Raw genomic sequence first — 25,767 nt, forward strand, 5'->3', positions numbered from 1 at the left:
TATTCCCGGTCAGTCGGCCTTGGCCACCGCGTTACCACCCTCGGGGCGCCACACCGTGCCGATGGACACGCTCTTGAGTTTCTTCTGCCGGCCATACCAGAGGTTGACCAGGCCACGCGAGAACACCACAGCCGAGAACATGCTGGTCAGGATGCCGATGCAGTGCACCACGGCGAAGCCGCGCACCGGACCTGAGCCAAAGATCAGCAGCGCGATGCCGGCGATCAACGACGTGACGTTGGAATCCAGGATGGTGCCCCAGGCGTGGTCGTAACCGATGTTGATCGCCGTCTGCGGCGACGCGCCGTTGCGCAGTTCTTCGCGTACCCGTTCGTTGATCAGCACGTTGGCGTCGATGGCCATACCCAGCGCCAGGGCCATGGCCGCAATGCCCGGCAGAGTCAGCGTGGCCTGCAGCATCGACAGCACCGCCACGAGCAGCACGAGGTTGAAGCCCAGTGCCAGACTGGAGAACACACCGAACAGCATGTAGTAGATGCACATGAAGATCACGATCACCACGAAGCCCCAGATCACGCTGTTAAAGCCCCGTTCGATGTTTTCCTTGCCCAGGCTCGGGCCGATCGTGCGCTCTTCGATGATTTCCATCGGCGCGGCCAGAGAGCCAGCGCGCAGCAGCAGCGCGGTGTCGTTGGCTTCGACCGTCGTCATGCTGCCGGAGATCTGCACGCGCCCGCCGCCGATCTCGGAGCGGATCACCGGAGCCGTCACCACCTCGCCCTTGCCCTTTTCGAACAGGATGATGGCCATGCGCTTGTTGATGTTCTCGCGTGTCACGTCGCGGAAGATGCGCGCGCCCTTGCCGTCAAGCGTCAGGTGAACCGCCGGCTGCTGCTGGTCGTCGAAACCGGCCTGCGCGTCGGTAAGGTTCTCGCCAGTGAGTAGCACATCGCGCTTGACGATCACCGGGCGACCGTTGCGCTCCAGGTATTTCTCAGAACCGAAGGGCACCATGCCGGAACCGCTCTCGGCCGCCAGACCTTCCGTGCTCTCGTCCACCAGGCGCAGCTCCAGGGTCGCCGTGCGGCCCAGGATGTCCTTGGCCTTGGCCGTGTCCTGCACGCCAGGCAGCTGCACCACGATGCGGTCGGCACCCTGCTGCTGGATCACCGGCTCGGCCACGCCGAGTTCGTTGATCCGGTTGTGCAGCGTGGTGATGTTCTGCTTGACCGCCTGTGACTGCACCGCCAGCGCGGCCTGCGGCTTGAGCGTGGCGGCGAGGCGGAATTCGGCGCCGTCGGGCGTGCGCACCACCTGCAGATCGGCGAACTGGTCGGCGATCAGGTTTTCGATGGCCGTGGCCGTCGCCTCGTCGCGGGCGCGCAGCTCGATGGTCGTCCCATTGCGCTGGATACCCCCGTGGCGCACGTTCTTCTCGCGCAGTGCGGTGCGCAGGTCGGTGGCCAGCACATCTGCCTTGCGCTGCAGCGCCGCCGGCATGTCGACCTGCAGCATGAAGTGCACACCACCGCGCAGGTCCAGGCCGAGGTACATCGGCGACGCGCCGATCCCGGCCAGCCAGGCCGGAGTGCGCGGCACCAGGTTCAGTGCCACCACAAAACCCGGGTTGGCCGGATCGGGGTTGAGCGTGCGCTCGATGGCGTCGCGGGCCTTGAGCTGGTTGTCGGTGGAATCGAAACGGGCCCTGACCGAACCGCCCTCCAGCTGGATCAGCGTGGGCGCGAGGCTGTCGCGCCCGAGTGCCTGCTCCACACGCGTCAGCGTGGTCTCGTCGACCTTGACGGAGGAGCGGGCGGCCGAGACCTGCACCGCCGGCGATTCGCCGAACAGGTTGGGCAGCGAATACAGCACCCCGATCACCAGCGTGACCGCGATGATCAGGTACTTCCAGAGCGGATAACGGTTCATGTCAGGGCCTTCGGCGCCGGCTGGTTACTTGATGGTTCCCTTGGGCAGCACCTGGACGACCGCGGTGCGCTGCATCTGGACTTCCATGCCGTCGGCGAGTTCCACGCCGATGTAGGTTTCGCCGATCTTGGACACCTTGCCCAGGAAACCGCCGGCGGTCACGATCTCGTCGCCCTTGGCCAGCGCTTCGATCATGGCCTTGTGCTCTTTCTGGCGCTTCATCTGGGGCCGAATCATCACGAAGTACAGCACCACGAACATCAGCACCAGGGGCAGCATGCTGATCAGGGTGCTCTGGGTGTCACCGGCGCCAGCGGCGGCCTGGGCGTAAGCAGAGGAAATGAACACGGAACGGTCTCCAACGAAAAGGTCAGGGGACAAACCGAAGGCCCGGAGGGCGCACCCAGCCGGGCCTTGCGGCGGAACCGGTCATTGTAAGTCGCGGCCTCCCCCGGCAGGCGACCGGGGGGATTGGCCGGACGGGGAGCAGTCTCAGGCGACCTGGCTGCGCGGCGCACCAGCAGCGCTGTCGCGCCACTGGGTCAGCAGCTGATCGCGCCGGGTCAGCACGGCCGCCAGGTGCCGGGCCTTGACGTGGCCGTAGCCGCGGATCTGCTCGGGCAGGCGCGCGACCTCCAGCAACAGGGCATGGGAGTCCGCATTGAGGCCGGCCAGAAGATCCTCGATGTCGGCGCGGTACTGCACGATCAGCCCGCGCTCGGTGCGGCGCTCCTCGGTGCGGCCGAAAACGTCCAGCGCCGTGCCGCGCAGGCCCTTGAGGCGGGCCAGCACCGCCATGGCCTTGAGCATCCAGGGACCATAGGTCTGCTTGATGAGCTCGCCCTTGTCGTTCGTCTTCGCGAACAGCGGTGGCGCCAGGTGCAGCTGCAGGCGGTAGTCGCCCTCGAACTGCTCGGCGATCTGCGCCCGGAAGGCCGGATCGGTGTGCAGGCGCGCCACCTCGTATTCGTCCTTGTAGGCCATCAGCTTGAACAGGTAGCGCGCCACGGCCTCGGTCAGCGAGGTCTTGCCCAGGCGGCTCTCGGCCTGGCGCACCTTCTCCACGAAGTCCTTGTAGGTCTTGGCGTAGGCGGCGTTCTGGTAAGCGGTCAGGAAGTCCACGCGGCGAGCCACCAACTCCTCGACGGTGTCGCGCTTCTTGAACTGGATCACCTGTGCCGGGGTGGCCGGCGCCAGCAGCGCGGCCATGGCCTGCGGGTCGTGGGCCGCGCGGCGGCCCCACTCGAAGGCCTGCTTGTTCTTCTCCACCTGCACCGCATTGAGCTCGATCGCGCGCATCAGCGACTCCTGGCCCAGCGGCACCCAGCCCTTCTGCCACGCGTAGCCCAGCATCATGGGGTTGGTGTAGATCGAGTCGCCCATCAGGCGCGTGGCGGCGGCTTCGGCGTCGAAACGGCCCACCGCAGCGTCGCCCAGCGCGGCGACCAGCGAATCCACGCAGGCCTGCGCGGGGTTCTGCCACTGCGGGTTCTTCACGAACGCGGCCGTGGGGGTGGCGCTGGTGTTCAGGGCCACGTGGCTGCGGCCGGCGCGCAGGCGCTGCAGCGACTCCTTGCTGGCGGCCACCAGAGGGTCGCAGCCGATCACCAGATCGGCCGAGGCCGTGCCCACGCGCGTCGTGCGGATGTGGTCCTGGCTGGCACCGATCAGCACATGGCTCCAGGTCGCACCGCCCTTCTGCGCCAGGCCCGCCGCGTCCTGCGTGACGATGCCTCTGCCTTCGATGTGGGCGGCCATGCCCAGCAGCTGGCCGATGGTGATGACGCCCGTGCCGCCCACGCCGGCCACCACGATGCCCCAGGCCTCCTCGGTCAGCTGGGGCAGGCGCGGCAGCGGCGGCTCGGCGCCGGACCAGGCCAGGGCTGCACCCTTCTTGTCCTTCTTGCGCAGCTGCCCGCCCTTGACGGTGACGAAGCTGGGGCAGAAGCCCTTGACGCAGGAGAAGTCCTTGTTGCAGCTGCTCTGGTTGATGCGGCGCTTGCGGCCGAACTCGGTCTCCAGCGGCTCCACCGAAAGGCAGTTGCTCTGCTCGCCGCAGTCGCCGCAACCCTCGCAGACCAGCTCGTTGATGACCACCCGCTTGTCGGGCTCGGCCATGGTGCCGCGCTTGCGGCGGCGGCGCTTTTCGGTGGCGCAGGTCTGGTCGTAGATGATGACCGTGGTGCCCTTGATCTCGCGGAACTCGCGCTGCACCGCGTCCAGCGTGTCGCGGTGCTGGATCGCGATGCCGCTGGGCAGTCCATGCACGGACGCGTACTTCTCCGGCTCGTCGGTGACGATGGTGATCTTCACTGCACCCTCGGCGCGCATGCTTTGCGCGATCTGCACGACCGAGTGGCCCTCGGGCCGCTCGCCCACCTGCTGGCCGCCGGTCATGGCGACCGCGTCGTTGTAGAGGATCTTGTAGGTGATGTTCACGCCCGCGGCGATGCTCTGGCGCACCGCCAGCAGGCCGCTGTGGAAGTAGGTGCCGTCGCCCAGATTGGCGAACATGTGCTGGTCGCTGCTGAAGGGCTGCTGGCCGACCCAGGGCACGCCCTCGCCGCCCATCTGGGTGAAGCCCACGGTGGCGCGGTCCATCCAGATGGTCATGAAGTGGCAGCCGATGCCGGCCATGGCGCGCGAGCCTTCTGGCACGCGGGTCGAGGTGTTGTGCGGGCAGCCCGAGCAGAACCAGGGCTGGCGGTTGGCGTCGGCCGAAGCCCCGGCCAGCAGGGTCTGGGTCGAGCGCTCCTGCGCGTCCAGGATGGCCAGCTGCGCGTCGATGCGGGCCTCGATGTCCGAGGGGATGCCCAGCTTCTTCAGGCGCCGCGCGATGGCGCGCGCGATGAGGGCCGGGTTCAGGTCGGCGTTGGCGCGCAGCAGCTGGTGGCCACTGGGGTTGGGCCGGCTCCATTCGCCGCCCGAGTAGTCGCCCTCAACCTCGTCGAACTTGCCCAGCACGTTGGGACGCACGTCCGGCCGCCAGTTGTAGAGCTCTTCCTTGAGCTGGTATTCGATGACCTGGCGCTTCTCTTCCACCACCAGGATCTCGCGCAGCCCGGTCGCGAACTCGCGCGTGATGCCCGCCTCCAGCGGCCACACCACGGCCACCTTGTGCAGGCGAATGCCCAGCTGACGGCAGGTGGCGTCGTCCAGGCCCAGGTCCAGCAGGGCCTGGCGCGTGTCGTTGAAGGCCTTGCCGCTGGCGATCAGGCCGAAGCGGTCGTGCGGGCCGGCGATCACGTTGTGGTTGAGCTTGTTGGCGCGCACATAGGCCAGCGCCGCGTACCACTTGTAGTCGAACAGCCGCGCCTCCTGGTCCAGCGCCGCGTCGGGCCAGCGGATGTGCACGCCACCCGGCGGCATGTCGAACTCGGGGATGACGATCTGCACCCGCTCGGGGTCGATCATGGCGGTGGCGCTGGACTCGACGATTTCCTGGATCGTCTTCATGCCGGTCCACACGCCGCTGAAGCGGCTCATGGCAAACGCGTGCAGGCCGAGGTCCAGGATCTCCTGCACTGTGGACGGGAAGAACACCGGGAGGCCGCAGGCCTTGAAGATGTGGTCGCTCTGGTGCGCGGCGGTGGAGCTCTTGGCCACATGGTCGTCACCGGCCACCGCGATCACGCCGCCCCAGGGCGTGGTGCCGGCCATGTTGGCGTGCTTGAACACGTCGGAGCAGCGGTCCACGCCCGGGCCCTTGCCGTACCAGATGCCGAACACGCCATCGAACTTGTTGCTGCCCTTGGGCGCGAAGCCCAGCTGCTGCGTGCCCCACACGGCCGTGGCCGCCAGCTCCTCGTTGACCCCGGGCTGGAACACCACGTTCTGCTGCTTCAGGTAGGGCGCGGCCTTCTGCAGCGCCTGGTCGTAGCCGCCCAGCGGCGAGCCCCGGTAGCCGCTGACGAAGCCGGCGGTGTTCTTGCCGACCATGGCATCGCGCTGGCGCTGCAGCATCGGCAGCTTCACCAGGGCCTGGACACCACTCATGAAGGCGGGGCCGTGGTCGAGGGCGTACTTGTCGTCCAGCGTGACGGTTTCGAGCGCGCGGCGGATGTGCTCGGGCAGTGGGGCGTTCATCTTGTTGTCTCCTGCAGGGGTGGAAATGCCCGCCTTGTGGGCGGATCGGTGACCAACAGACAGCCGGGTAGGCTGGTGCCAGCGTGCCGCACAGTGTATGGCCCGGCCGCCGACAGGTGTTTGCTTTTCGTGCCCAGTTTTGCGATATTCAAGAAAGAAACTTTCTCAAAATATGGATTCATGGAAACACTGGACAAGTTCGACCTGGCCATCCTGAACGAACTGCAGGCCGACGGCCGCCTGACCAACGCCGAACTGGCCAACCGGGTCGGGCTGTCGGCCGCGCCCTGCTGGCGCCGGGTGCGGGCGCTGGAGGAGGCGGGCTTCATCACCGGCTACCGGGCCGAGCTCAACCGCAACAAGATCGGCCTGGGCGTGCTGGCCTTCGTGCGGCTGGACGCCGAGCGCAACAGCGGCGACGCGCTGGGCCAGATGGAGAAGGCGATCCGGCAGATCCCGGAGATCGTCAGCTGCCACTACATCAGCGGCTCGGGCACCTTCGAGCTGCAGGTGGTCTGCCCCGACCTGGCCGAGTTCAGCCGCTTCGCGCGCGAAGTGCTGATCCACCTGCCCAACGTCAAAGATCTGCACACCAGCTTTTCGCTTGGCGAGGTCAAGGCCAGCAGCGCGCTGCCACTGGGGCACCTTGTGAACCAAAGTGTTGGCTCGGTGAACCGCAGCAAAACTTGAGCGTTTTTTGATACCGCTGGTCGCCGGTGTTCGACCGTTGGGTCGCCAATGGCCGCCAAGTCTTTGAAAAGCGTGACTTTTTCCCGCCTTGTCTCTTGGCCCCAGGGGGCCGGCTGCGTACAGTGCGGCCTGCTCGGCAGCGGGACGGTGGCATCAGAAAGTGTTCATCGGCGCTGCGCAACCCTGAAGAAGGAAACGTTGTGAACAAGTCTTCCCTGATCCTCAAGTCCGCCCTGGCCCTGGCCCTGGCCACCCCCCTGCTCGCTTCGGCCGAGTCGCAGCTCACCGTCGGCACGGGCTCGGCCAACGCCCGTCTGGATTTCCGCATCGTGGTCCCGCGCGTGCTGTTCCTCGGTGTGGGCACCGGCGCCGCCGGCCTGACCGCCAACTCCACCATCGACACGGTGACCTTCGACTACAGCAGCAACCCCTCGGCCATCGGCACGGGCGCCGCTGCGGGCGCCATCACCGGCAACGTGGTGCCGGTGCGCGTGGTGGGCAACAACGGCCAGATCACCCTGACCGCCAACACCACCGGCGCCCTGACCAACGGCACCGCCGACACCATTCCCTGGTCGCAGATCACGGCCACCTCCAGCCTGGCGGCCTTGCCCAGCCCGGCCATCCCGCTGACCGGCGCCGGCGTGGCCAGCAACGTCACCCTCTCGTCGGGCACCAAGATCACCGACCGCTCGGCCAACTGGACCTTCAGCTACGCCAACTCGGCCGTAGTCGCACCGGGCACCTACGGCACCACCAACGGCCGCGTGACCTACACCGCCGCCATGCCCTGACCCGGCGCCCGCGCCGACCGACCGCCGGCCGGCCTGCGCCGGTGGTCGAACGCCCCCCGGTTTCCACCGCGCCGGTGGCGGCCCACAATACCGCCATGAACACCGCCCCGACTCCCTCCCTGCTGCGCCTGATCGGCGCGGGTCTGGTGGTGAGCGCCGGGCTGCAGGCGCTGCCCGCGCAGGCCTGGTCCCTCACCTTGGCAGCGGCCTCGCGCCGGGTGTTCCTGCACGTCGGCAACGGCAATGCCGACGGCAACAACGGCACGGTCAACCTGGTCAGCGCCAACCTCACCGCCGCCCAGTTGCTGTCGGGTGCGCCACAGGCCATGACCAGCAACAGCACGCAGTCGACCAGTCTCTACGGGGACGGCTACAGCACCTGTCCGACACCGTCCACGCAGGTGATCATCGGCGCCTCCTACCGGCGCAGCAACGCCGGCAACGGCCCCGCCAGCGCCACGCTGCGCGTCACCTCGCCCGCCAGCCTGACCAACGCGGCGGGCGACACCATCCCGTTCAACCAGATCAGCTGGACGGTCTCGGCGGCGGGCAGCAGCGCCCCCAACGTGATCCCGGCCGGCACCTTCAACGGCGCCACCCAGACGCTGGCCACGGTCCCGGCCAATACCTATATAGAGAACTGCCACACGTTCAGCTACGCCAACAGCGCCATCCGCGCCGCCGGCACCTACAACGGCCGGGTGACCTACACCCTGAGCAGCCCATGAACGTGTTCAAGCTGCTGGCGCCGTTGGTAGTCCTGGCCTGCACCACCGCCAGCGCGGGCACCCACCGCCTGGAGGACTCGCTGAGCCACACCACGCCGCCCACCGCGCAGATGGAGTGGCTGCCCCAGACCCCGGGCGACCGCGACGGCGGCATGGAAACCTGGGTCCGCGTGCACCTGCACATCGACACCCGCGACTGGGTGGGCCGCAGCGGCCGCATCTACATGGTGCTGCCGCTCGACCAGGCCTCGTCCATCGAAGCCGTATGGACCACCAACGGTCCGCTGCGCTCGGGCCGGCTGGTCTCGGGGGAGCGCGCACTGGTCTGGGCCGGCACCATCGGCTCCGACAGCCTGCGCGACCAGATGCAGGTGCGCCTGCGCTCCGGTCCCGACTGGCAGAGCGCCAGCCGCCGCCTGAACTTCCATTTCGAGTTCGACACCGACTGACCCGCCGACATGCGCCGCCTCGTTCCCCTCTGCCTGCTCGTCCTGCTGCCCGCCATGGCCTGGGCCCAGGGCTTTGCCGCCTTCATCTCGCCGCCACGCTTCGAGGTCCGGACGGCGGCCGGCCAGCCGCTGCGCCAGGTGCTGGAAATCCAGCACGTCGGCCGCGCCGCCGGCAACTACCGCATCTACACCAACGACTGGACGCTCGATGCCGACCACCAGGTCGGGTTCACCAACGAGCTGGCCCCGGACAGCTGCCGCCCCTGGGTGGCGATCGAGCGGCGCGAGCTGACGCTGCAGCCCGGCGCCCGTTACCGCTACCGCTTCGAGATCGCACCGCCGGCCGGCACCCCGCCGCGCGAGTGCCGCTTCGCCATCATGGTCGAGGGCCTGGAGGCAGCCAAGGTCGAGGGCGCGGTCAGCTTCCCGGTGGGCGGGCGCATCGGCGTGATCGTCTACGCCGCCATCGGCGACGTGGCGCCGGCCCTGTCGATCGCCGGCACCGAAACCGGCCAGGTCAACGGCCAGCCCACCGCCATCGTGCAGGTGCGCAACACCGGCACCGCTACCGGCCGGCTCGAAGGCTTCCTGGACGCCACCGACGCCACGGGCCAGCGCGCCGAGATGTCGCCCGCCGACCTGCCCGTCCTGCCCGGCGAGACCCGCCGCATTGCCCTCACACCGGTGGCGGTAGACGGCAAGAGCGCCCCCACGCTGCGTTTTCCGGTCAAGGTCCGGGGCCAGCTGGAATCCGGCAAGAACAAGCTGCCGCTGGACGCGAGCTTCGCCCCATGACCCGGGGTGGGTGGCTGCTGGCAGGCGCCCTGGCGCTGGGCGCGGCCCCGGCGCTGGCGCAGACCGCAGCCAACACCCCCGCTGTGGCCCCCGCCCCCTACGAGGACCGGGTCATCGAGGGCCTGGCGCCGCTGGCCGACGAGAACGACGGACAGAACGACTACGACCGCGACGGCTGGCCGCGCTACCTGCGCCTGGAGACCCGGCTCGGCAACCAGGCCTTCGACACCTCGCGCCGCTCCCGCCTGGCCTACGCCCTGGAAGGCCTGATCGAAACACCCAACCACGGCATGCTGTCGATGGACGGCAGCGTCTCGCCCAGCCCGCACGAATACACCCTGACGCTGCGCCAGCGCACCCTGCCGCTGCCCGGCGGCTGGACCGGCGACCACGACCTGGGCGTGATCACCGCCCCCGCCACCGACCTCTCGCGCCTGCCCTCGCGCATCCTGCTGCCCAACACCCAGCTGCGCGGGCTCAGCGGCCAGTGGACCCACACCGGACAGGGGCTGCAGCTGCTGGCCGCCGGCGGTGAACCCGGCCAGCTCACCAGCCAGCCGGTGACCGGCTTCCAGGGCCTGGGCGGGCGGCGCCACCTGGCCGGCGCGCAGTGGCGCAGCCCCGGCGCGCGCGCCACCGAACCCGACGGCTGGACGCTCGCCCTGCAGCACGAACGCGCCACCGATGTGCTCACCAGCGCCACGCAGGACAACCCCTCGGGGCGCACCGACGCCGACGCCAGCCACCTGGCCCTGCGGCGGGACAGCGCCAGCCACCGCAGCCAGGCCCAGCTGGTGAGCAGCCGCACCGGCGCGGGCGGCGTGAGCGCGCAGGGGGCCTGGATCGACAGCGAATGGGACGAGGGGCCGCGCCAGCACGGCCTGAGCCTGTACCGGCTCGACCCCGGTCTGAGCTGGGCCGCACAGGCCATGCCGTCCGACGTGCAGGGCGCCACCCTGCGCAGCCAGTGGCGCACCCGGCAGTGGTCCGCAGAAGCCTCCTACGACTGGCTGCGCTCGGTCAGCGGCCGGGTGGGCAACGGCAGCTACGCCTCGGCCAGCGCGCGCTGGCGCATCGACCGGGACAACCAGTTCAGCGCCGGCGCCGCGCTGCGCCGCTTCGACGGCCAGGCCTGGAACAGCTTCGCCGACTGGCGCCGCGCCAACGACTGGGGCCAGAGCGGGTGGCGGCTCGAACTGGCCGGGGGCGCCGACCTGCAGGGCCCCGCGCGGGTGCTGAGCTACGACCAGGAATGGGACGTGCCGCTGGGCTGGACCCTCTCGTCCACCCTGGGCGTCGGCCGCTATGCCGCGGCCCAGGACCGCGACAACTTCTGGTCCGGGGCGCTGGCGCTGCAGGCCCCGCTGAGCAACGGCACCGACCTGCGCGGCCAGCTCGGCACCGAGCGGCGCGACAACGGCCAGCAGCGCCACAACCTGAACCTGGGCGCCCAGTGGCGCCTGAACCGCCACTGGAGCATCAGCGGGCAGTACACCCGCGCGATCGGCCAGGCGCCGGTGCGCCAGCCGCTGGACCCGCTGGCGCCGCTGCCCACGGCCACCACCGGCAACAGCGACCGCAGCTTCCTGCTGGTGCTGCGGTTCGAGGACGAGGCCGGCAGCCGCGATGTGCCGCTGGGCGGCCGGCCCCAGGAGGGCGGCGGCCGCATCGAAGGCGTCGTCTACTTCGACGCCAACGCCAGCGGCACGCAGGACGCCAACGAAACCGGGGTGCCCGGCGTCACCGTCGCGCTGGACAACCGGTACGCGGTGCGCACCGACGCCCAGGGCCGCTTCAGCTTCCCCTTCGTGGCCGCCGGCCCGCGCACGGTGAGCGTGCGCAACGACACCCTGCCCCTGCCCTGGAGCGTGGTCGACGACGGGCAGGTCACGATTGACCTGCGCCTGCGCGAGACCACCCGCCTGAGCCTGCCGGTGCAGCGGCCCCGCTGACGCCGCGCGTCAGGAAGCGGTCAAGTCCGCGGCCGCAGCGCCGATACAGCGGGCATGAAGCCCGCACACCGCCGCCTGTCCGCCCTGGCTGTCAGCCTGGGCCTGGTGCTGGCCCCCGCGGCCAGCCAGGGGGAGGCACAGATCACGACCCTGGCGCCCGCCACCAGCGGGGCCCTGGACTTCCGCATCGTCATCCCCCCGGTGATGCGCGTGCTGGAAAACAGCCACCCGCCGCAGCTCACCAGCGGCGCCGACGGCTCGCTCGGCGGCCAGCAGCGCCTGGTGGTGCTCTCCAACATGAAGCGGGGCTTCTGCGTCACCTTGCGGCTGCGCTCACCGGACGTCGAGCAGTGGCAGGTGCGGGCCGACCCCGAACCCGGCGTGACCCTGCAGCCGGCGGGCCAGGCCTACCGCCTGTGCAGCGACCGCCCCGGGCGCTACACCATGGTGCTGCAACACCAGTTCGGCGCGCCGGCCCATGCCCCCGGCGCCGCCCAGGTCTGGCCGGTGCAGACCGACATCACGGCCATCTGAGTCGGCGCAGGCCCGCCGCGGCGGGCGATGGAGTGCCGGGCCACCGGCCACTCCACGCAACTCTTGTTTGCAATCGAAACAGCGCCACCCGCACGCAAAGTCGGTGTGCCATGATCGCGCGCAGTCAAAAGACCACAGCGCCGTTTCTTGGCCTTGGTCTTGCTTCTCCTGCCGTGCCCGCTGCGCACGGGCCTCGACACACGGACGCGCCCGCACGTCCACAACCGGCTGGCGCGCAGGAGCTCAGGGAAACCAGGAACACATGGACATCAACCACACCCCCCCTTGCGCCACCGCAACCCCGGCCCACCCGCGGCACCGCAGACCTTCTGCCCGGCTGTGGGCGCTGCTGGGCCCGGTCGTCGTGGGCACGGCCTTCGCCCAGGCCCCCCAGCAACCGCCGCTGCAGGAACCGCTGCAGACCCCGGTGGACAGCAGCCGGCAGCCGTCCCAGTCCGTGGCCCCCGAGAGCGCGCCGGCCATCGGCGCCACGACGGACACGAAGCCCGCCCCCGCACCGGGCGAGATGGCGCCGCTGAACTCGCTGGCCGGCGTCACCCCGGACTACCGCATCGGCGCCAACGACCTGCTGGAATTCGACGTGTTCGGCGTGCCCGACATGAAGCGCTCGGTGCGGGTGAACGCCACCGGCGCGGTGTCGCTGCCGCTGATCGGCTCGGTGCAGCTGGCCGGGCTGACGGCCCAGCAAGCCGAGGCCCTGCTGGCCAGCAAGTACCGCGAGAACTACCTCCAGAACCCGCAGGTCTCGCTGTTCATCAAGGAGTTCACCACCCAGCGCATCACCATCGAGGGGGCGGTGGCCAAGCCGGGCATCTACCCTGTGACGGGGTCGCTCACGCTGCTGCGCGCCCTCGCGCTGGCCGGTGGTGGTGCGCAGTACGCCGAGCTCAATGAGATCATGCTGTTCCGCAACACCCGGGGCCAGCCGTCCGAGCCGGCGGTGTTCGACCTGGACAAGATCCGCTCCGGCGAGGTGCCCGACCCCGCCATCCAGTCCGACGACGTGATCGTGGTCAAGCGCAACGCCAAGCGCACCGCGCTGCGGGACTCGCTGTTCCGCGACATCCTCGACACCCTGAACCCGTTCAAGTGACGCGGCCCGGGCACCACGCCGTGCCCGCTGCCCGCCCTCGCCCCCGCCGACGCACCAATTGACGGAGCGGCGCCCGCAATGGGGGCCAAAACGTGTTTTTTTGCACGGTTTTTGGGTGACACAGACCCGCTGCCAGCCGGCGGGTCTGGTGCATTTCCGACCGTTTGTCGGCTCGCAGACCGGGCCCGACCAGCACTCCAGCGCCAAAGCCCATCGTTTTCCCTGTCAGAACGATGTGTTACTCAAGTTGCATGCTGCATTGCAGCAAATTGAGCCTTATTCACCAATACTGCTATCACTCCGGCAGCAAACTGGCCTGAAGCTTGCTGTTTCCTGGAGGTCCTCCCCCCCGCCCACTGGTCCGCTGGACAACGAGGTGCCATGAACGCCCTTCCATCGCCTTTGCCGCAGGTTTCGCCAGCCCACAAACCCTCCACCGAGGGCGCCGGCGACACCGTTGTCTCGATGTACAACGAGCACGACCTGGCGCGCAGCCTTGCGCCCTGGGCCAAGCTCGGCCAGCGCCAGCGCTGGGTCGGCGCCCGGCTGATGCTCACAGACCTCGGCGTGCTGTGGTGCTGCTTCGTCGCGGGCCGCCTGCCGGCCTGGCTGCGCGGCGAGGCCACTCTGCCGCAGGCCCTGAACGTCTGGTGGGCGGACAACGGCCAGCTGCGCCTCACCCTGTTCATGGTGATCGCGCTGGCCATGATCGGCTGGATGGGCGCCGTCCAGGGCCACTACTCCGCCCACCGCCGCAAGCCCTGGTGGGGCGAGGCGCGCCAGATCATCCAGGTGGTGATGTGCGCCGCGCTGATCGACGCCATGATCATCTACACCGCCCAGTGGCCGCTGTCGCGCCTCTGGACTGGCGCCACCTGGGCGCTCATTCTGGTGAGCCTGCCGCTGGCGCGCCTGGCCATCCGCCAGCGCCTGCTGCGCGCCGGCCTGCTGACCCAGCCCTATGTGCTCATCGGCCACCCCGACGACGTCGAGAAGGCCGCCACCGCCCTCGCCAGCGAACCCCTGCTGGGCTACCACCCCGTGGCGGTGGTATGCCCCCACCCGGGCGAGCGCCTGGTGGCGTTCAAGAACGGGCAGGTGGTGGCGCCCACCGCGCTCACGCCAGCCGTCCGGGAGTTCCTGGCCCGGCCCGGTGACTACCAGCTGGTCGGCGTGCTCGGCATCCGCGACAACAACTGGCTGCGCGAGCTCTCGCAGGAGCTCATGCACACCCGCGACGACCTCGTGATGGTGCCGGCCCTGGGCGACCTGCCGATGTACGGCATGGAGGTGTCCCACCTCTTCAGCCACGACGTGCTGTTCCTGCGCGCCCGCAACAACCTGCACCGCCGGGGGCCGCAGTTCCTCAAGCGGACCATGGACATCGTCGGTTCGGCCTCGCTGCTGCTTGCGCTCTCGCCCCTGTTCGCGTATTTCGCCTGGAAGATCTCCCGCGACGGCGGCAGCCCCTTCTTCGGCCATGTGCGCGTCGGGCAGCACGGCAAGCCGTTCAAGTGCTACAAGTTCCGCTCCATGGTGGTCAACGCCCAGGAGGAGCTGAAGAAGCTGCTGGCGAGCGACCCGGCCGCCCGCGCCGAGTGGGAGCGGGACTTCAAGCTCCGCAACGACCCGCGCATCAGCAAGATCGGCGCCTTTCTGCGCCGCACCAGCCTGGACGAACTGCCCCAGCTCTGGAACGTGCTGGTCGGCGAGATGAGCCTGGTGGGCCCGCGCCCCCTCATCCACGACGAGCTGGCGCGCTACGGCAAGGACGTCGTCTATTACCTGACCTCCCGCCCCGGCATGACCGGCCTCTGGCAGGTGAGCGGGCGCAGCGACACCACCTACGGCTCCCGCATCCGCTTCGACGCCTGGTACGTGCGCAACTGGTCGCTCTGGTACGACCTCGTGATCATGCTGCGCACCGTGCGGGTGGTGCTCAAGCAGGAGGGCGCCGTCTGAACCCGCACCCGCGCCCGGCCCCGCCCGCGACACCGCTTTCATCCACCCTGACCTGCACCGCACCATGATCACTCCCGTCATCCTCTGCGGCGGCTCCGGCACCCGCCTGTGGCCGCTGAGCCGCAAAAGTTTTCCCAAGCAGTTCGTGCCGCTGATCGAGGGCCAGAGCCTGCTGCAGCTCACCCTGCAGCGGGTGGCCGGCCTCGGGCCGCAGCTCATGGTGGTGGCGTCCGAGGGCCACCGCTTCATGGTCGCCGACGCGCTGCGCGGGGTACCGGCGGGCACCCAGGCCATCCTTGAGCCATCCAGCCGCAACACGGCGGCGGCCATGGCCCTGGCCGCGCTGCAGGCCACCGACAACGGCCAGCCCGAGGCGCTGCTGCTGTTCTGCCCGGCCGACCAGCACATCCCCGACAGCGCGGCCTTCGCGCGCACGGTGAACGACGGCGTGGCCGCGGCCGAAAGCGGCGCCATCGTCACCTTCGGTATCGTGCCCAGCTTCCCCAGCACCGCCTACGGCTACATCCGCCAAGGCCTGCAGCGCCCGGACGGCGCGCTGCAGGTGCAGCGCTTCATCGAGAAGCCGCAGGCCGAGGCCGCGCAGGCGCTGCTGCTGGGCGGTGGCGTGCTCTGGAACGCCGGCATCTTTCTCTGCCGCGCCAGCGTGCTCCTGCAGGCGCTGGAGCGCCATGCCCCCGACATCCTGGCCAGCTGCCGCAAGGCCCTGCCCGCGCCGCCCGCCGCGATGACGCCGCCGGCGCCGGGTACGGCGCCGCAGTGGATCACCCCCAGCGCCCCCGAGTTCGCGGCCTGCCGTTCGCAGAGCATCGACTACGCGGTCATGGAACACCACGACGACGTGGCCGTGGTGCCCTACCCGGGCGCCTGGAGCGACGTGGGCAGCTGGAACGCCGTGGCCGACCTGACCCCCGCCGACGCCGACGGTAACCGCGTGCAGGGCCAGGGCCTGACCCACCTGGCGCACGACACCTTCATCCACGCGCCCCACCGGCCGGTGGTCGCGCTGGGCACCCGGGACCTGCTGATCATCGACACGCCCGACGCGCTGCTGGTGGCCCACAAGGACTGCGTCGAACAGGTCAAGGACATCGTCGCGAAGCTGCAGGACCTGCAGCGCACCGAGGCCCTGACCCACCGCAAGGTGGCCCGCCCCTGGGGCTGGTACGACAGCATCGACCTGGGCGAGCGCTTCCAGGTCAAGCGCATCGGCGTCAAGCCCGGCGCCAGCCTGAGCCTGCAGATGCACCACCACCGCGCCGAACACTGGATCGTGGTCAAGGGCACGGCCGAGGTCACGCGCGGCCAGGACACCTTCCTGCTGTCGGAGAACCAGTCCACCTACATCCCGGTGGGCGAGCTGCACCGCCTGCACAACCCCGGCAAGATGGAACTCGAGATAATCGAGGTGCAGTCGGGCAGCTACCTGGGCGAAGACGACATCGTGCGCTTCGAAGACAGCTACGGACGCGCCACCGCGCCCCGGGCCACACCGCCCGACACGCCGCTGCGGGCCGTTGCCAGCCGATGAAGGTCGCCATCGTCCACTACTGGTGGCTCAGCAACCGCGGCGGCGAGGCCGTGGTGGCCGCCATCGCCGAGCTCTACCCCGAGGCCGACCTGTTCGTGCACGTCTGCGACGAGGCCCTGGTGCGCCAGACCCTGGGCCCGGGCTTCAAGGGCCAGGTGCACACCACCTTCATCGCCCGCCTGCCGGGCGCCGCGCGGCACTACCAGAAGTACCTGCCCCTGATGCCCACGGCGCTGGAGCAGCTGAACCTGACCCGCTACGACCTGGTGATCAGCAGCGAGTCGGGCCCCGCCAAGGGCGTGGTCACGCGGCCGGACGCGCTGCACGTCTGCTACTGCCACTCGCCCATGCGCTACGTGTGGGACATGTACCCCGCCTACCTGCAGGGCGCGGGCCGGCTCGTGCGCGCGCTGTTCCCCTGGGTGGCCCACTGGCTGCGCGTGTGGGACCGGGCCTCGGCCGATCGCGTGGACCACTTCGTGGCCAACTCCAGCTTCGTCGCCTCGCGCATCCGCAAGTTCTACCGGCGAGAGGCCGAGGTGGTGTTTCCGCCGGTCAACGTGACGGCCTTCGACCACCGCCGCGAGCGCGGCGACTTCTACCTCTGCCTGGGCCAGCTGGTGCCCTACAAGCGGGCCGACATGGTGGTGGAGGTGTTCAACCGCCTGGGCCTGCCCCTGGTGGTGATCGGCGAGGGCGAGCTGTTCGAGCGCCTCAAGGCCATCGCCGGCCCCAACGTGCAGCTGATGGGGCGCCAGCCCTTCGGCGTGGTCAAGGACAAGCTCGAAACCTGCAAGGCCCTGGTGTTCCCCGGCCTGGAGGACTTCGGCATCGTGCCGGTGGAGGCCATGGCCAGCGGTGCCCCGGTGATCGCCTACGGCAAGGGCGGCGCGCTCGACACCATCGTGCACGGCCAGACCGGCGTGCTGTTCGACGAGCAGAGCAACGAGGCCCTGGAACGCGCCGTGCGCGCCTGCGAGGCCGGCGAGCACCGCTTCGACGTGGAGGCGCTGCGCGAGCACGCCAGCGGCTTCGACAAGCGCATCTTCCAGCGCCGCTTCCTGCAGGCCGTGGCGCGCGCGCTCGATGCGCAGAACACACCGCCCCTGCGGCTCGCCGAGGAAGGGGCCTGAGCCATGGAGATGGTGGTGATCGGGCTGTTCTGGGTGCTGGCGCTGCGGGTGCTGATCGGCAAGCCGCGCACGGGGCTGAGCATCTTCTTCGCGTCGATCCCGTTCGGTGCGCTGGCGGTCATTCCCACCAACCTGACCGGCGGCCTCACCCTGACGCCGACGCCGATCATCGCCCTGCTCATCGGCGCCCGGCTGCTGCTGAACCCGCAGGACCGCCAGGCGCTGGCGGGCATCGCCCTGTCCAAGAACGGCACCGTGTACCTCGCGGCGTTCTGGCTGGTCGCCTGCGCGGCCACGCTGCTGATGCCGCGCATCTTCGAGGGCCAGGTGACCATCTTCCCGGTGCGCTCGGCCGAGATGATCGTCGAGGAGCTGCTGCACCCGACCACGCAGAACTTCTCCCAGCTGACCTACCTCTCGATCTCGGTGTTCGCGGTGTTCTGCTTCATCCGGCTGACCCACAAGCACTACCAGCTCGCCGACCTGCTGGGGCCGATCCGGGTCGGCGCGCTGGTCACGGTGGCCACCGGGGCCATCGACTACGCCAGCAACTTCGTCAACCTCAGCGCGGCCCTCGACCCGTTCCGGACCGCCTCGTACGCCCTGCTCACCACCAACGAGGTGTTCGGCAACAAGCGCACCGTGGGTCTGATGCCCGAGGCCTCGTCCTACGGCTCGGTGTGCGTCTTCTTCCTGTCGCTGCTCTACTTCCTGCGCCTGGCCGTGCACAAGGACCGGCTCGGTTACGCCAAGAACATGGCGCTGGTGTTCGCCCTGCTGCTGATGGCGCTGCTGTCCACCTCGTCGGCCGCCATCGTCTGTGTGGGCGTGTTCCTGGTGCTGGTGGTGGTGGACTGGCTCTGGAGCGATGTGCACCTGCACAAGGCCCCGCTCACCAGAAGCGCGCTGCTGTGGGCCTGCGTGCTCTCGGTGGCGGTGCTGTACCTGTCGTTCCAGCCCCGCCTGCTCGATGAGCTGACGGAGATCTTCAACCACATGGTGGTCTACAAGAAGGAATCGCAGTCGTACGAGGAGCGCACGCTGTGGACCACGGTGAGCTTGCAGGCGCTGCAGGACACCTACGGCCTGGGCGTGGGCGTGGGGGGCACGCGCACCTCCAGCTTCCTGGCCGCGCTGTTCAGCAACACCGGTGTGCTGGGCGGGCTGCTGTTCATGGCCTTCCTGCTCAAGGCCCTGCTGGGCCGCAGCCACCACGACCGCTCGACCATGCTGCGCTCGGTGCAGCGCGGGCTGTTCTTCGCCTTCCTGCCACCCTTCGCCAACCTGCTGATGGTGGGCACCTCGACCGACTTCGGGCTGGCCCTGGCCTACCTGCTGGGCATCAAGCTGGGCCTGATGGCCCGGCACCCGGCACGCGCCAGCGGGCCGGTGCCGGCACCGCTGCTGCAGGGGGCCCGATGAGCGCCAACCCCACCGCCACCCGCTCGTCGCTGGACTTCGCGTTCGTCTATGCGGCCTACTGCCTGCGCTACGTCTACCTGCTGGTGCTGATCCCGTTCTATGGCCGGGTCCTGGGCATGGAGGGCTACGCCGTGGTGCTGTCGGCGCTGTCGCTGATGAACCTGGTCTGGATCTTCAACAACTGGGGCCTGGCGCCGGCCGGCACCCGCGCCATCGCCACCGCGTCGGCCCCTGGTCAGCAGTCGGACATCTTCGGTGCGCAGTTCAGCGCCCGGCTGCTGCTGACGCTGCTCGTCGTGCCGGGCGCCCTGGTCGCCATCCAGCTCTCGCCCCTGCTGGCGGCCAACCGCTGGGCCGCCTGGGCGGCCATGGCCCTAGGCGTGGTCTCGGCCTTCAACCTGGGCTGGTACTACACCGGCACCCACCGCCCGCGCACCACGGTGCGGCTGGAAGTGATCGGCTTCGTGATCAACCTGTCGCTCATCCTGGCGCTGGTGCGTTCGCCGTCGGACGCCGATCTCGCGGTGTTCCTGATGCTGCTGTCGGCGCTGACCGTGTCGGTCATCGCCTACTGGTCGTGCCGGGGCGAGTTCCGCCTCGACCGGCTCATCCAGTGGCGCGCGGGCCTGCAGCTGATCCGCTCGTCGGGCTACCTGTTCCTCTACATCAGCAACGCGATCTTCGTCGGCGCGGCGCTGACCTACCTGCTGGGCCTGTACGCCAGCGCGGACATGGTGGGCGCCTACGGCGCCGCCGACCGGCTGGTGGCGGCGGGCATCAGCATCATGACGCCCATGGGCCACATCTTCATCCCGAAGATCACCGCCCTGTTCGCCACCCACCGCGACGGCGCCTACCGGCTCTCGCGCCGGGTCGGGGCCCTGCTGCTGCTGGTGGCCACGCTGGGTGCCGCGGTCAGCCACTGGTTCGCGCAGCCCATCGTCTCGCTGATCTTCGGCCCCGGCTTCGAGCAGACCGCCGCGCTGCTGCAGGTGATGTCGGTGGTGTTCCCGATCAACGCCGCCATCATCGTGCTGGGCGCCTACCTGTTCATCCCGCAGCACCAGGAACGCACGCTGGCCGCCGTGGTCATCACCGGCTCGGCCATCGGCATCGGCGCCCTGGTGCTCATGGGCAACACCTACCAGGCCATGGGCGCGGCCTACGCCCGGATCACCGGCGACGCGATCACCCTCGCACTGCTGCTCGCGTTCGCCTGGAAGAACGGCATCCTGCAGCAGTTGCTGTCCCCGCGCCGATGAACCCGATGCCCGGCCCGTTTTCACATGAACCACAGACCTCCAGGAACCGCATGAAGGCCTATGTCGTCGTTGCCACCAAGGGAAGAGCGTCCGTCGCAGGCTGTGTCCTGCGCGCGCTGCAGCAGCAGACCTGCCCCGCCCAGCACATCGTCTTCGTGGGCAGCGAGCCCGCTGACGTGGCCGGACTCGATAGCCACCCGCTGCACAGCGCCGGCACGGTGTCGGTGCTGCTGTCCGAAGCGGGCCTGACCCGCCAGCGCAACGCCGGGCTGGAGCGCCTGGCCACCCTGACCCGCGGCGAGGACCCGGCCCAGTGGTTCGTGGTGTTCTTCGACGACGACTTCCGGCCCGCGCCCGACTGGCTGGCCCACTGCCGCGCGGCCTTGCTGGACGACCCGCAACTGGTCGGCGTGGGCGGCACGGTGCTGGCGGACGGCATCACCGGCACCCCGATCACCGAGTCGCAGGCGCAGGACTTCATCGAATCCCGCTGCCCGCCGATGAAGCACACCTGGTCCGGCCCGCGCCGCGACGTGCCCGACCTCTACGGCTGCAACATGGCCTACCGCGGCACCGTGGCCAGCCACGAACGTTTCGACCCGGCGCTGCCCTTCTACGGCTGGCTGGAAGACGTCGACTACTCGGTCAAGGCCAGCCGCCTGGGCGCGCTGCGGCACATCCCCGAATGCCGCGGCGTGCACATGGGCAGTTCGTCGGGCCGCACCAGCGGCGTGCGCTTCGGCTACTCGCAGATCGCCAACCCGCTGTACCTGATCCGCAAGAAGACGATGCCCCTGCCCAAGGGCGGCCTGACCCTGCTGCGCAACATGCTCTCCAACAGCGCGAACACGCTGCTGCGCAACCAGTCGCGCGACTACACCGGGCGGCTGCGGGGCAACCTCATGGCCATCCGGGACCTGTTCCGCGGCCACTGCCACCCGACCCGGGTCACGGGCATCCAGTGAGCGCCGACACCATGCAACACCCCTTCCGCCTCGTCGTGCTCAACGACTTCGCATCGGCCAACGGTGGCGCCTCGTCGCTGGCCATCGCGAACGCCAACCTCATGGCGTCCACCGGCATCGACGTCACCTACCTGTGCGGCGAACACAGCCCCGCCGACGGCACCCTGAACGCCCGCGTCTCGCGCCTGGGCCTCAATGGCGCGGCCCTCGACCCGGCGCGGCCGCTGAACAACGCCATCAGCGGGCTCTACAACCCGGCCACCCCGCGCTTCCTGGCCGACTGGATCGGCGCGCACGACACGCCCAACACGGTCTACCACCTGCACGGCTGGAGCAAGATTTTTTCGCCCTCGGTCTTCAAGGCACTGGCGCAGGTCGCCAGCCGCACCCTGGTGCACGCCCACGACTACTTTCCCGCCTGCCCCAACGGCGCGTTCATCAACTACCCGCAAATGAAAGAGTGCGACCTGCTGCCCACCCAGATGGGCTGCCTGTTCTCCAACTGCGACCAGCGCAGCTACCCCCAGAAGCTGTGGCGGCTGGCGCGGCACGAAATCAAGAACCGCTGGTTCGACCTGAAAGACTCGGCCTTCCGCATCGTGCTGCCGCACGAGGCGATGCGCCCCTACTTCACCCGCAGCGGCTGCATGGACGATACGGTGTTCACCGTGCCCAATCCGGTGGTGCCGTTCACCGACACCCGGATTCGCGCCGAGACCAACGACGAGTTCCTGTTCATCGGCCGGCTGGTGCCCGAAAAGGGCGTCGACACCTTCCTGGCCGCCGCCCGGCACGCCCGGGTGAAGGCCAAGGTGATCGGCGCGGGACCGCTGCTGGGGCCGCTGAAGGCGCAGTACCCGGACGCCGAGTTCACCGGCTGGCAGGACCGCGACACCATCGGCACGCACCTGCGCAACGCGCGCGCGGTCATCATGCCGTCCAAGCTGCGCGAGACCTTCGGTCTGGTGGCGATCGAGTCCATCGCCAGCGGCATCCCGGTGGTGGTCTCCACCAGCTCGGCCGTGGCGGCGGACCTGGTGCGCATGAACGCCGGCCTGACGGTGGCGCCGGACGACGTGGCCGCGCTCGTGCCGGTGATGACCCGCCTGGCCCGCTCCGACGAGCTGGTGCGGACCATGAGCGACAACGGCCATGCCCACTGGCGGCAGGTGGCCAACACCACCGACAGCTGGGCCGATTCGCTGCGGTCCATGTACGGCACGCTGGCGGCCGGGGCCGACCACCACGAAAGGGTGCACTGAATGGCCCCGCTCAAGGTCGGCATCGTGAACGTGGCCTACAGCCCCAACCTGGGCGACGGCCTGATCGCGGAGTGCCTGCGGCACGGGCTGGCGTCGTCGCCAGCCCAGCTCGAACCGCATTTCATCGATCTGGCGGGGCGCGAGAGCTTCTCGCAGGGCCTGCAGGCCAAGAAGCGCCTGAACCTCCTGCGGGCCCTGCTGCCGGGCTTCGCCCGGGGTGCGGCCTCCCGGGTCTACCTGGAACTGCTGGTGCGCTTTCGCCTGCGGCCGTTCTACCGCCGCAAGATGGCCGGGCTGGACGCCATCGTGCTGGGCGGCGGCAACCTGCTGGCCGACCAGGACCTGAACTTCCCCAAGAAGGTCCACGGCGCCCTGATGGAGGCGGCCCGGCGCCGCCTGCCGGTGTACCTCTACGGCGTGGGGGTCTCCGACGACTGGTCGCCCACCGGCCGCCGCCTGTTCCTGGAGGCGCTGGGCGCCTGCGACCTGCGCCTGCTGTCGGTGCGCGACGCGCGCTCGGCCACGCTGCTGGCGCGCGCGCTGGGCGCGGCCGAGCAGGACATCGCCACCGTGCTCGACCCCGGCGTGTTCGCCGCGCTCGCGGTGCCGCCGGCACCGCTGGAGCCGCCGCCGTCCGAAGGGGTGGCCCGCATCGGCGTGGGCGTGATGAGCCCGGCCGAGCTGCGTTACCACGGCCTGGCGTCGATGGACGACCAGGTGCTGCTGGGTTTCTACCGGACCCTGCTGGCCAACCTGGCCGCGCGGGGCGCCCAGATCCGGGTCTTCACCAACGGCAGCCCCGAAGACCGCGCCTTCGCGCAGCGCGTGACCCGCGGGTTCAGCGAGGGCGGTCCGGTGTGCTCGCGCCTGATCGACGTGACCGAACGCATCCAGACGCCGGCCGACCTGTGCCGGGTCATCGCCGGCTGCACCGGCATCGTGGCCTTCCGCCTGCACGCCGTCATCGCCGCGCTGGCCTACGACAAGCCCTTCGTGGCGCTGGCCTGGGACAAGAAGGTCGCCGCCTTCCTCAGCGAGGTGCAGCGCCCGCACGCCCTGGCCGACGTGGCCCGCACCTCGCCCTCGTCCATCGTCGACCGCCTGCTGTCCCCGCCGTCGTCACCCGCGCCCCTGCCGTCGCAGGTGTGCGCCCAGCGCGCCCTGCGCTCGGTGCACCGGCTGGCCGAACTGATCGCCGTCGCCCCCGCAAGAGAAGCCCATGAGCCCCAAGAAGCCACCACTTGAGAAAGCCTGGCTGGCCACCCCGCTGTGGGCCGCCGGCATGGCGGCGGCCGTGGTGGCGGTGGCGCAGGTGGACCTGCTGCGGCCCTTCTATGCGCAATGGGACAAGGGCGCACACGCGCTCTGTTTCCTGGTCACCTGGTGGGTGTTCCACCGGGTGCTGGGCATGGGCCGGGTGCTGGCGCTGGTGCTGGCGGCAGCGCTCGGCGCGTTCATCGAGGTGCACCAGATCGGCGTGCCCGGCTTCAATGCGTCGTGGTCCGACTTTGCCGCCGACCTGGCCGGCATCGCTGCGGCCTGGGCCCTGGCGGCGGCGTTCCCGGCGCGGAAGGACTCGCCATGAGCGCGTGGCGACCGGCCCTGCTGGTGGGTGCCGCGGCGCTGTGGCCGCTGCTGGCGCAGGCCGCCGACAACCCCTTCGGCGTCGCGCCCTCGGCCTCGTCCTCCCGCAGCCTGTCCCGCTGGGTCGGGCCGATGGCCGAGGCCGGCGTGGGCTGGGTGCGCGGCTTCAGCCCCACGCTCGACCCGGCGCAGACGGCGCGCAGTCTGCCCGCGTCCATCGGCTTCAGCGGCGTCCTGGAATACCGCGACCCGGCCGACCCGGCGGCCTGGCAGCAGTACGTGCGCGACCGGGTGCGGACCTTCCGGCCCCTGACGCGCCACTGGGAGGTCTGGAACGAGCCGCCCAACTTCACTCCGAACACGCCGCCCGAGGTCTACGGACAGATGGTGGCCCTGGCCTACGACGCGGCCAAAGCCGTGGACCCGTCGGTGCAGTTGGGCCTGGCCGCGCAGAGCGTGAACCTCAACTACTTGGACCGCGCCCTGCTGGCCGGCGCCAGGGACAAGTTCGACTTCGTCACCGTGCACCCCTACGAAACGGCCGGCCTGATCCCCCGCGGCTTCGAGGCCCAGTTCATGGCCATCGTGCCGACCATCCGCAAGATGCTGCGCGCGCGCAGCCCCGAACGCGCCGACGTGCCGGTGTACTTCACCGAGGTGGGGCAGCCGGTCGACGCCCGCAACGACGAGACGGCGCAGGCCAGCCAGCTGATCAAGATCTACACCATGGGCCTGGCCCAGGGCGCCGCCCGCATCCACTGGTTCGAGCCGCTGGATGGCGACTCCGGCCCCTTCGGCCTGATCGGCCCCCAGGGCCGGCCGCGCCCCGCCCACACCGCCTTGCGCACGCTGACCACCCACCTGGGCCCGCAGCCGCGCGCACTCGGCTGGCTGCTGCTGGCCGGGCAGCACCACGGCTTCCTGTTCGATGGCCCGCAGGGCCTGGTGCTGGTGGCCTGGAGCCGGCCCGACAGCACCGCGGTGGTGACCCTGCCGGCCGGCAGCCGCGTGGTCGACCCGCTCTCGGGCGCGGCGCGGGCCGCCAACTCGCTGGCGCTGAGCCCGCAGCCGGCCCTGGCCCTGCTGCCCCGGGAGGCGGGCGACTGGGTGCGGCAGGCCAGCGCCAACCAGGCCCGCCCCTACCCCTGGCACGGCGACCACAGCGGCGCCGGGCGCATCGAATTCACCGCCCCCGGCGGCCCGGCCGGCGCACGCGGCCTGCACCTGACGCAGGCGCCCACGTGGCGCGCGCTGGGCACCGAGCAGGTGCTGGACGCGGCGCCGCGCGCCACCACCTCGTTCACGGTGGACCCCAACTTCCTGTCCTACAGCCCGCAGCCACTGCGCATCACCGCCGTGGTGCGGCGCAACTCGGCGCAGGCGGCCGGGTTCAACCTGAAGTACGAAAGCCGCAGCGGCACTTCCAGCCTGGGCTGGAACACCGTGCCGGCCCAGGACGAATGGACCACCCTGAGCTGGTTCATCGCAGACGCCCAGTTCGTGGGCAAGTTCGGCTACCACTTTTCTTTTGATTCGGATTCCACCCGGCACAGCGGCTACAGCATCCGCAGCGTGTCGGTGAGCAAGGAGTGACCC

21 protein-coding genes are annotated in these 25,767 nt (G+C 69.9%); 18 read left to right on the plus strand and 3 right to left on the minus strand.

All coding sequences use genetic code 11. From position 1 onward, the window contains the following. Window positions 1–9: 9 nt before the first annotated feature. The 3 genes from secD to HFL01S_RS11850 all read right to left on the minus strand — a co-directional run bounded on the left by secD (window position 10) and on the right by HFL01S_RS11850 (window position 5,976). Window positions 10–1,890 carry a protein translocase subunit SecD gene (gene secD / locus HFL01S_RS11840; protein WP_066258633.1) on the minus strand — a complete coding sequence of 627 codons (1,881 nt, stop codon included), beginning with the start codon at window positions 1,888–1,890 and terminating at the stop codon, window positions 10–12. Window positions 1,891–1,914: 24 nt separating this feature from the next. Beyond that, entirely contained in the window at window positions 1,915–2,238 is a 324-nt protein-coding gene (gene yajC, locus HFL01S_RS11845; protein WP_066159282.1) for a preprotein translocase subunit YajC, read from the minus strand. 144 nt (window positions 2,239–2,382) lie between these two features. Continuing rightward, complete coding sequence (locus tag HFL01S_RS11850) at window positions 2,383–5,976, minus strand: indolepyruvate ferredoxin oxidoreductase family protein (protein ID WP_066258635.1); 3,594 nt, start codon at window positions 5,974–5,976, stop codon at window positions 2,383–2,385. Window positions 5,977–6,156: 180 nt separating this feature from the next. On the opposite strand from HFL01S_RS11850, the gene HFL01S_RS11855 reads away from it, so the two are divergent. The 18 genes from HFL01S_RS11855 to HFL01S_RS11940 all read left to right on the plus strand — a co-directional run bounded on the left by HFL01S_RS11855 (window position 6,157) and on the right by HFL01S_RS11940 (window position 25,764). Continuing rightward, the gene (locus HFL01S_RS11855) at window positions 6,157–6,666 is read left to right on the plus strand and encodes an Lrp/AsnC family transcriptional regulator (RefSeq protein ID WP_066258636.1); all 510 of its coding nucleotides are present in this window, start codon (window positions 6,157–6,159) and stop codon (window positions 6,664–6,666) included. Window positions 6,667–6,866: 200 nt separating this feature from the next. Beyond that, window positions 6,867–7,460 (plus strand): hypothetical protein, encoded by a 594-nt coding sequence (locus tag HFL01S_RS11860; protein ID WP_066258639.1) that lies wholly within the window; start codon window positions 6,867–6,869, stop codon window positions 7,458–7,460. 95 nt (window positions 7,461–7,555) lie between these two features. After that, window positions 7,556–8,188 (plus strand): hypothetical protein, encoded by a 633-nt coding sequence (locus tag HFL01S_RS11865; RefSeq protein ID WP_157538852.1) that lies wholly within the window; start codon window positions 7,556–7,558, stop codon window positions 8,186–8,188. Continuing rightward, window positions 8,185–8,637, plus strand: a complete 453-nt coding sequence (locus HFL01S_RS25400) for a hypothetical protein (RefSeq protein WP_066258643.1) — start codon at window positions 8,185–8,187, stop codon at window positions 8,635–8,637. Before HFL01S_RS11865 ends, HFL01S_RS25400 begins: the two co-directional genes overlap by 4 nt. Before the next feature lie 9 nt (window positions 8,638–8,646). Further along, window positions 8,647–9,432 carry a COG1470 family protein gene (locus HFL01S_RS25405; protein WP_066258645.1) on the plus strand — a complete coding sequence of 262 codons (786 nt, stop codon included), beginning with the start codon at window positions 8,647–8,649 and terminating at the stop codon, window positions 9,430–9,432. Next, window positions 9,429–11,384: an SdrD B-like domain-containing protein gene (locus HFL01S_RS11880; protein WP_066258647.1), complete on the plus strand. Its 1,956-nt coding sequence runs from the start codon at window positions 9,429–9,431 to the stop codon at window positions 11,382–11,384. The genes HFL01S_RS25405 and HFL01S_RS11880 overlap by 4 nt, the downstream gene beginning before the upstream one ends. A gap of 54 nt (window positions 11,385–11,438) precedes the next feature. Next, the gene (locus HFL01S_RS11885; RefSeq protein ID WP_066258651.1) at window positions 11,439–11,918 is read left to right on the plus strand and encodes a hypothetical protein; all 480 of its coding nucleotides are present in this window, start codon (window positions 11,439–11,441) and stop codon (window positions 11,916–11,918) included. A gap of 262 nt (window positions 11,919–12,180) precedes the next feature. After that, window positions 12,181–13,032 (plus strand): polysaccharide biosynthesis/export family protein, encoded by an 852-nt coding sequence (locus HFL01S_RS11890; protein WP_066258653.1) that lies wholly within the window; start codon window positions 12,181–12,183, stop codon window positions 13,030–13,032. Between the two features lie 549 nt (window positions 13,033–13,581). After that, window positions 13,582–14,994, plus strand: a complete 1,413-nt coding sequence (gene wbaP / locus HFL01S_RS11895) for an undecaprenyl-phosphate galactose phosphotransferase WbaP (RefSeq protein ID WP_369407731.1) — start codon at window positions 13,582–13,584, stop codon at window positions 14,992–14,994. Between the two features lie 64 nt (window positions 14,995–15,058). Continuing rightward, on the plus strand, window positions 15,059–16,543 hold the full coding sequence (locus HFL01S_RS11900; RefSeq protein WP_066258658.1) for a mannose-1-phosphate guanylyltransferase/mannose-6-phosphate isomerase: 1,485 nt from the start codon (window positions 15,059–15,061) through the stop codon (window positions 16,541–16,543). After that, window positions 16,540–17,676, plus strand: a complete 1,137-nt coding sequence (locus HFL01S_RS11905; protein WP_066258660.1) for a glycosyltransferase — start codon at window positions 16,540–16,542, stop codon at window positions 17,674–17,676. The genes HFL01S_RS11900 and HFL01S_RS11905 overlap by 4 nt, the downstream gene beginning before the upstream one ends. Before the next feature lie 3 nt (window positions 17,677–17,679). After that, on the plus strand, window positions 17,680–19,098 hold the full coding sequence (locus HFL01S_RS11910; RefSeq protein ID WP_066258662.1) for a hypothetical protein: 1,419 nt from the start codon (window positions 17,680–17,682) through the stop codon (window positions 19,096–19,098). Further along, window positions 19,095–20,360, plus strand: a complete 1,266-nt coding sequence (locus tag HFL01S_RS11915) for an oligosaccharide flippase family protein (protein ID WP_066258664.1) — start codon at window positions 19,095–19,097, stop codon at window positions 20,358–20,360. The genes HFL01S_RS11910 and HFL01S_RS11915 overlap by 4 nt, the downstream gene beginning before the upstream one ends. Before the next feature lie 50 nt (window positions 20,361–20,410). After that, window positions 20,411–21,325, plus strand: coding sequence for a glycosyltransferase family 2 protein (locus HFL01S_RS25085; protein WP_066258665.1), 915 nt, complete (start codon window positions 20,411–20,413; stop codon window positions 21,323–21,325). 11 nt (window positions 21,326–21,336) lie between these two features. Next, the gene (locus tag HFL01S_RS11925) at window positions 21,337–22,587 is read left to right on the plus strand and encodes a glycosyltransferase family 4 protein (protein ID WP_066258830.1); all 1,251 of its coding nucleotides are present in this window, start codon (window positions 21,337–21,339) and stop codon (window positions 22,585–22,587) included. Continuing rightward, complete coding sequence (locus HFL01S_RS11930; protein WP_066258668.1) at window positions 22,588–23,832, plus strand: polysaccharide pyruvyl transferase family protein; 1,245 nt, start codon at window positions 22,588–22,590, stop codon at window positions 23,830–23,832. Further along, entirely contained in the window at window positions 23,807–24,172 is a 366-nt protein-coding gene (locus HFL01S_RS11935; protein ID WP_066258672.1) for a VanZ family protein, read from the plus strand. The genes HFL01S_RS11930 and HFL01S_RS11935 overlap by 26 nt, the downstream gene beginning before the upstream one ends. Next, entirely contained in the window at window positions 24,169–25,764 is a 1,596-nt protein-coding gene (locus HFL01S_RS11940; protein WP_066258676.1) for a glycoside hydrolase family protein, read from the plus strand. Before HFL01S_RS11935 ends, HFL01S_RS11940 begins: the two co-directional genes overlap by 4 nt. The last annotated feature ends 3 nt before the right edge of the window (window positions 25,765–25,767 follow it).

The sequence above is a fragment of the Hydrogenophaga flava NBRC 102514 genome, assembly GCF_001571145.1.
GTDB lineage: Bacteria > Pseudomonadota > Gammaproteobacteria > Burkholderiales > Burkholderiaceae_C > Hydrogenophaga > Hydrogenophaga flava.

Excerpts from the sequence above, each read along its gene's own strand:
- HFL01S_RS25400 (WP_066258643.1), top strand. The coding sequence starts at position 8,185 with ATGAACGTGTTCAAGCTGCTGGCGCCGTTGGTAGTCCTGGCCTGCACC.
- HFL01S_RS11855 (WP_066258636.1), top strand. The coding sequence starts at position 6,157 with ATGGAAACACTGGACAAGTTCGACCTGGCCATCCTGAACGAACTGCAG.
- HFL01S_RS11915 (WP_066258664.1), top strand. The coding sequence starts at position 19,095 with ATGAGCGCCAACCCCACCGCCACCCGCTCGTCGCTGGACTTCGCGTTC.
- HFL01S_RS11885 (WP_066258651.1), top strand. The coding sequence starts at position 11,439 with ATGAAGCCCGCACACCGCCGCCTGTCCGCCCTGGCTGTCAGCCTGGGC.
- HFL01S_RS11905 (WP_066258660.1), top strand. The coding sequence starts at position 16,540 with ATGAAGGTCGCCATCGTCCACTACTGGTGGCTCAGCAACCGCGGCGGC.
- HFL01S_RS11850 (WP_066258635.1), bottom strand. The coding sequence starts at position 5,976 with ATGAACGCCCCACTGCCCGAGCACATCCGCCGCGCGCTCGAAACCGTC.
- HFL01S_RS11930 (WP_066258668.1), top strand. The coding sequence starts at position 22,588 with ATGGCCCCGCTCAAGGTCGGCATCGTGAACGTGGCCTACAGCCCCAAC.
- HFL01S_RS11880 (WP_066258647.1), top strand. The coding sequence starts at position 9,429 with ATGACCCGGGGTGGGTGGCTGCTGGCAGGCGCCCTGGCGCTGGGCGCG.
- HFL01S_RS11890 (WP_066258653.1), top strand. The coding sequence starts at position 12,181 with ATGGACATCAACCACACCCCCCCTTGCGCCACCGCAACCCCGGCCCAC.
- HFL01S_RS11900 (WP_066258658.1), top strand. The coding sequence starts at position 15,059 with ATGATCACTCCCGTCATCCTCTGCGGCGGCTCCGGCACCCGCCTGTGG.
- HFL01S_RS11935 (WP_066258672.1), top strand. The coding sequence starts at position 23,807 with ATGAGCCCCAAGAAGCCACCACTTGAGAAAGCCTGGCTGGCCACCCCG.
- secD (WP_066258633.1), bottom strand. The coding sequence starts at position 1,890 with ATGAACCGTTATCCGCTCTGGAAGTACCTGATCATCGCGGTCACGCTG.
- HFL01S_RS11925 (WP_066258830.1), top strand. The coding sequence starts at position 21,337 with ATGCAACACCCCTTCCGCCTCGTCGTGCTCAACGACTTCGCATCGGCC.
- HFL01S_RS11865 (WP_157538852.1), top strand. The coding sequence starts at position 7,556 with ATGAACACCGCCCCGACTCCCTCCCTGCTGCGCCTGATCGGCGCGGGT.
- HFL01S_RS11910 (WP_066258662.1), top strand. The coding sequence starts at position 17,680 with ATGGAGATGGTGGTGATCGGGCTGTTCTGGGTGCTGGCGCTGCGGGTG.
- wbaP (WP_369407731.1), top strand. The coding sequence starts at position 13,582 with ATGCTCACAGACCTCGGCGTGCTGTGGTGCTGCTTCGTCGCGGGCCGC.
- HFL01S_RS11940 (WP_066258676.1), top strand. The coding sequence starts at position 24,169 with ATGAGCGCGTGGCGACCGGCCCTGCTGGTGGGTGCCGCGGCGCTGTGG.
- HFL01S_RS25405 (WP_066258645.1), top strand. The coding sequence starts at position 8,647 with ATGCGCCGCCTCGTTCCCCTCTGCCTGCTCGTCCTGCTGCCCGCCATG.
- HFL01S_RS25085 (WP_066258665.1), top strand. The coding sequence starts at position 20,411 with ATGAAGGCCTATGTCGTCGTTGCCACCAAGGGAAGAGCGTCCGTCGCA.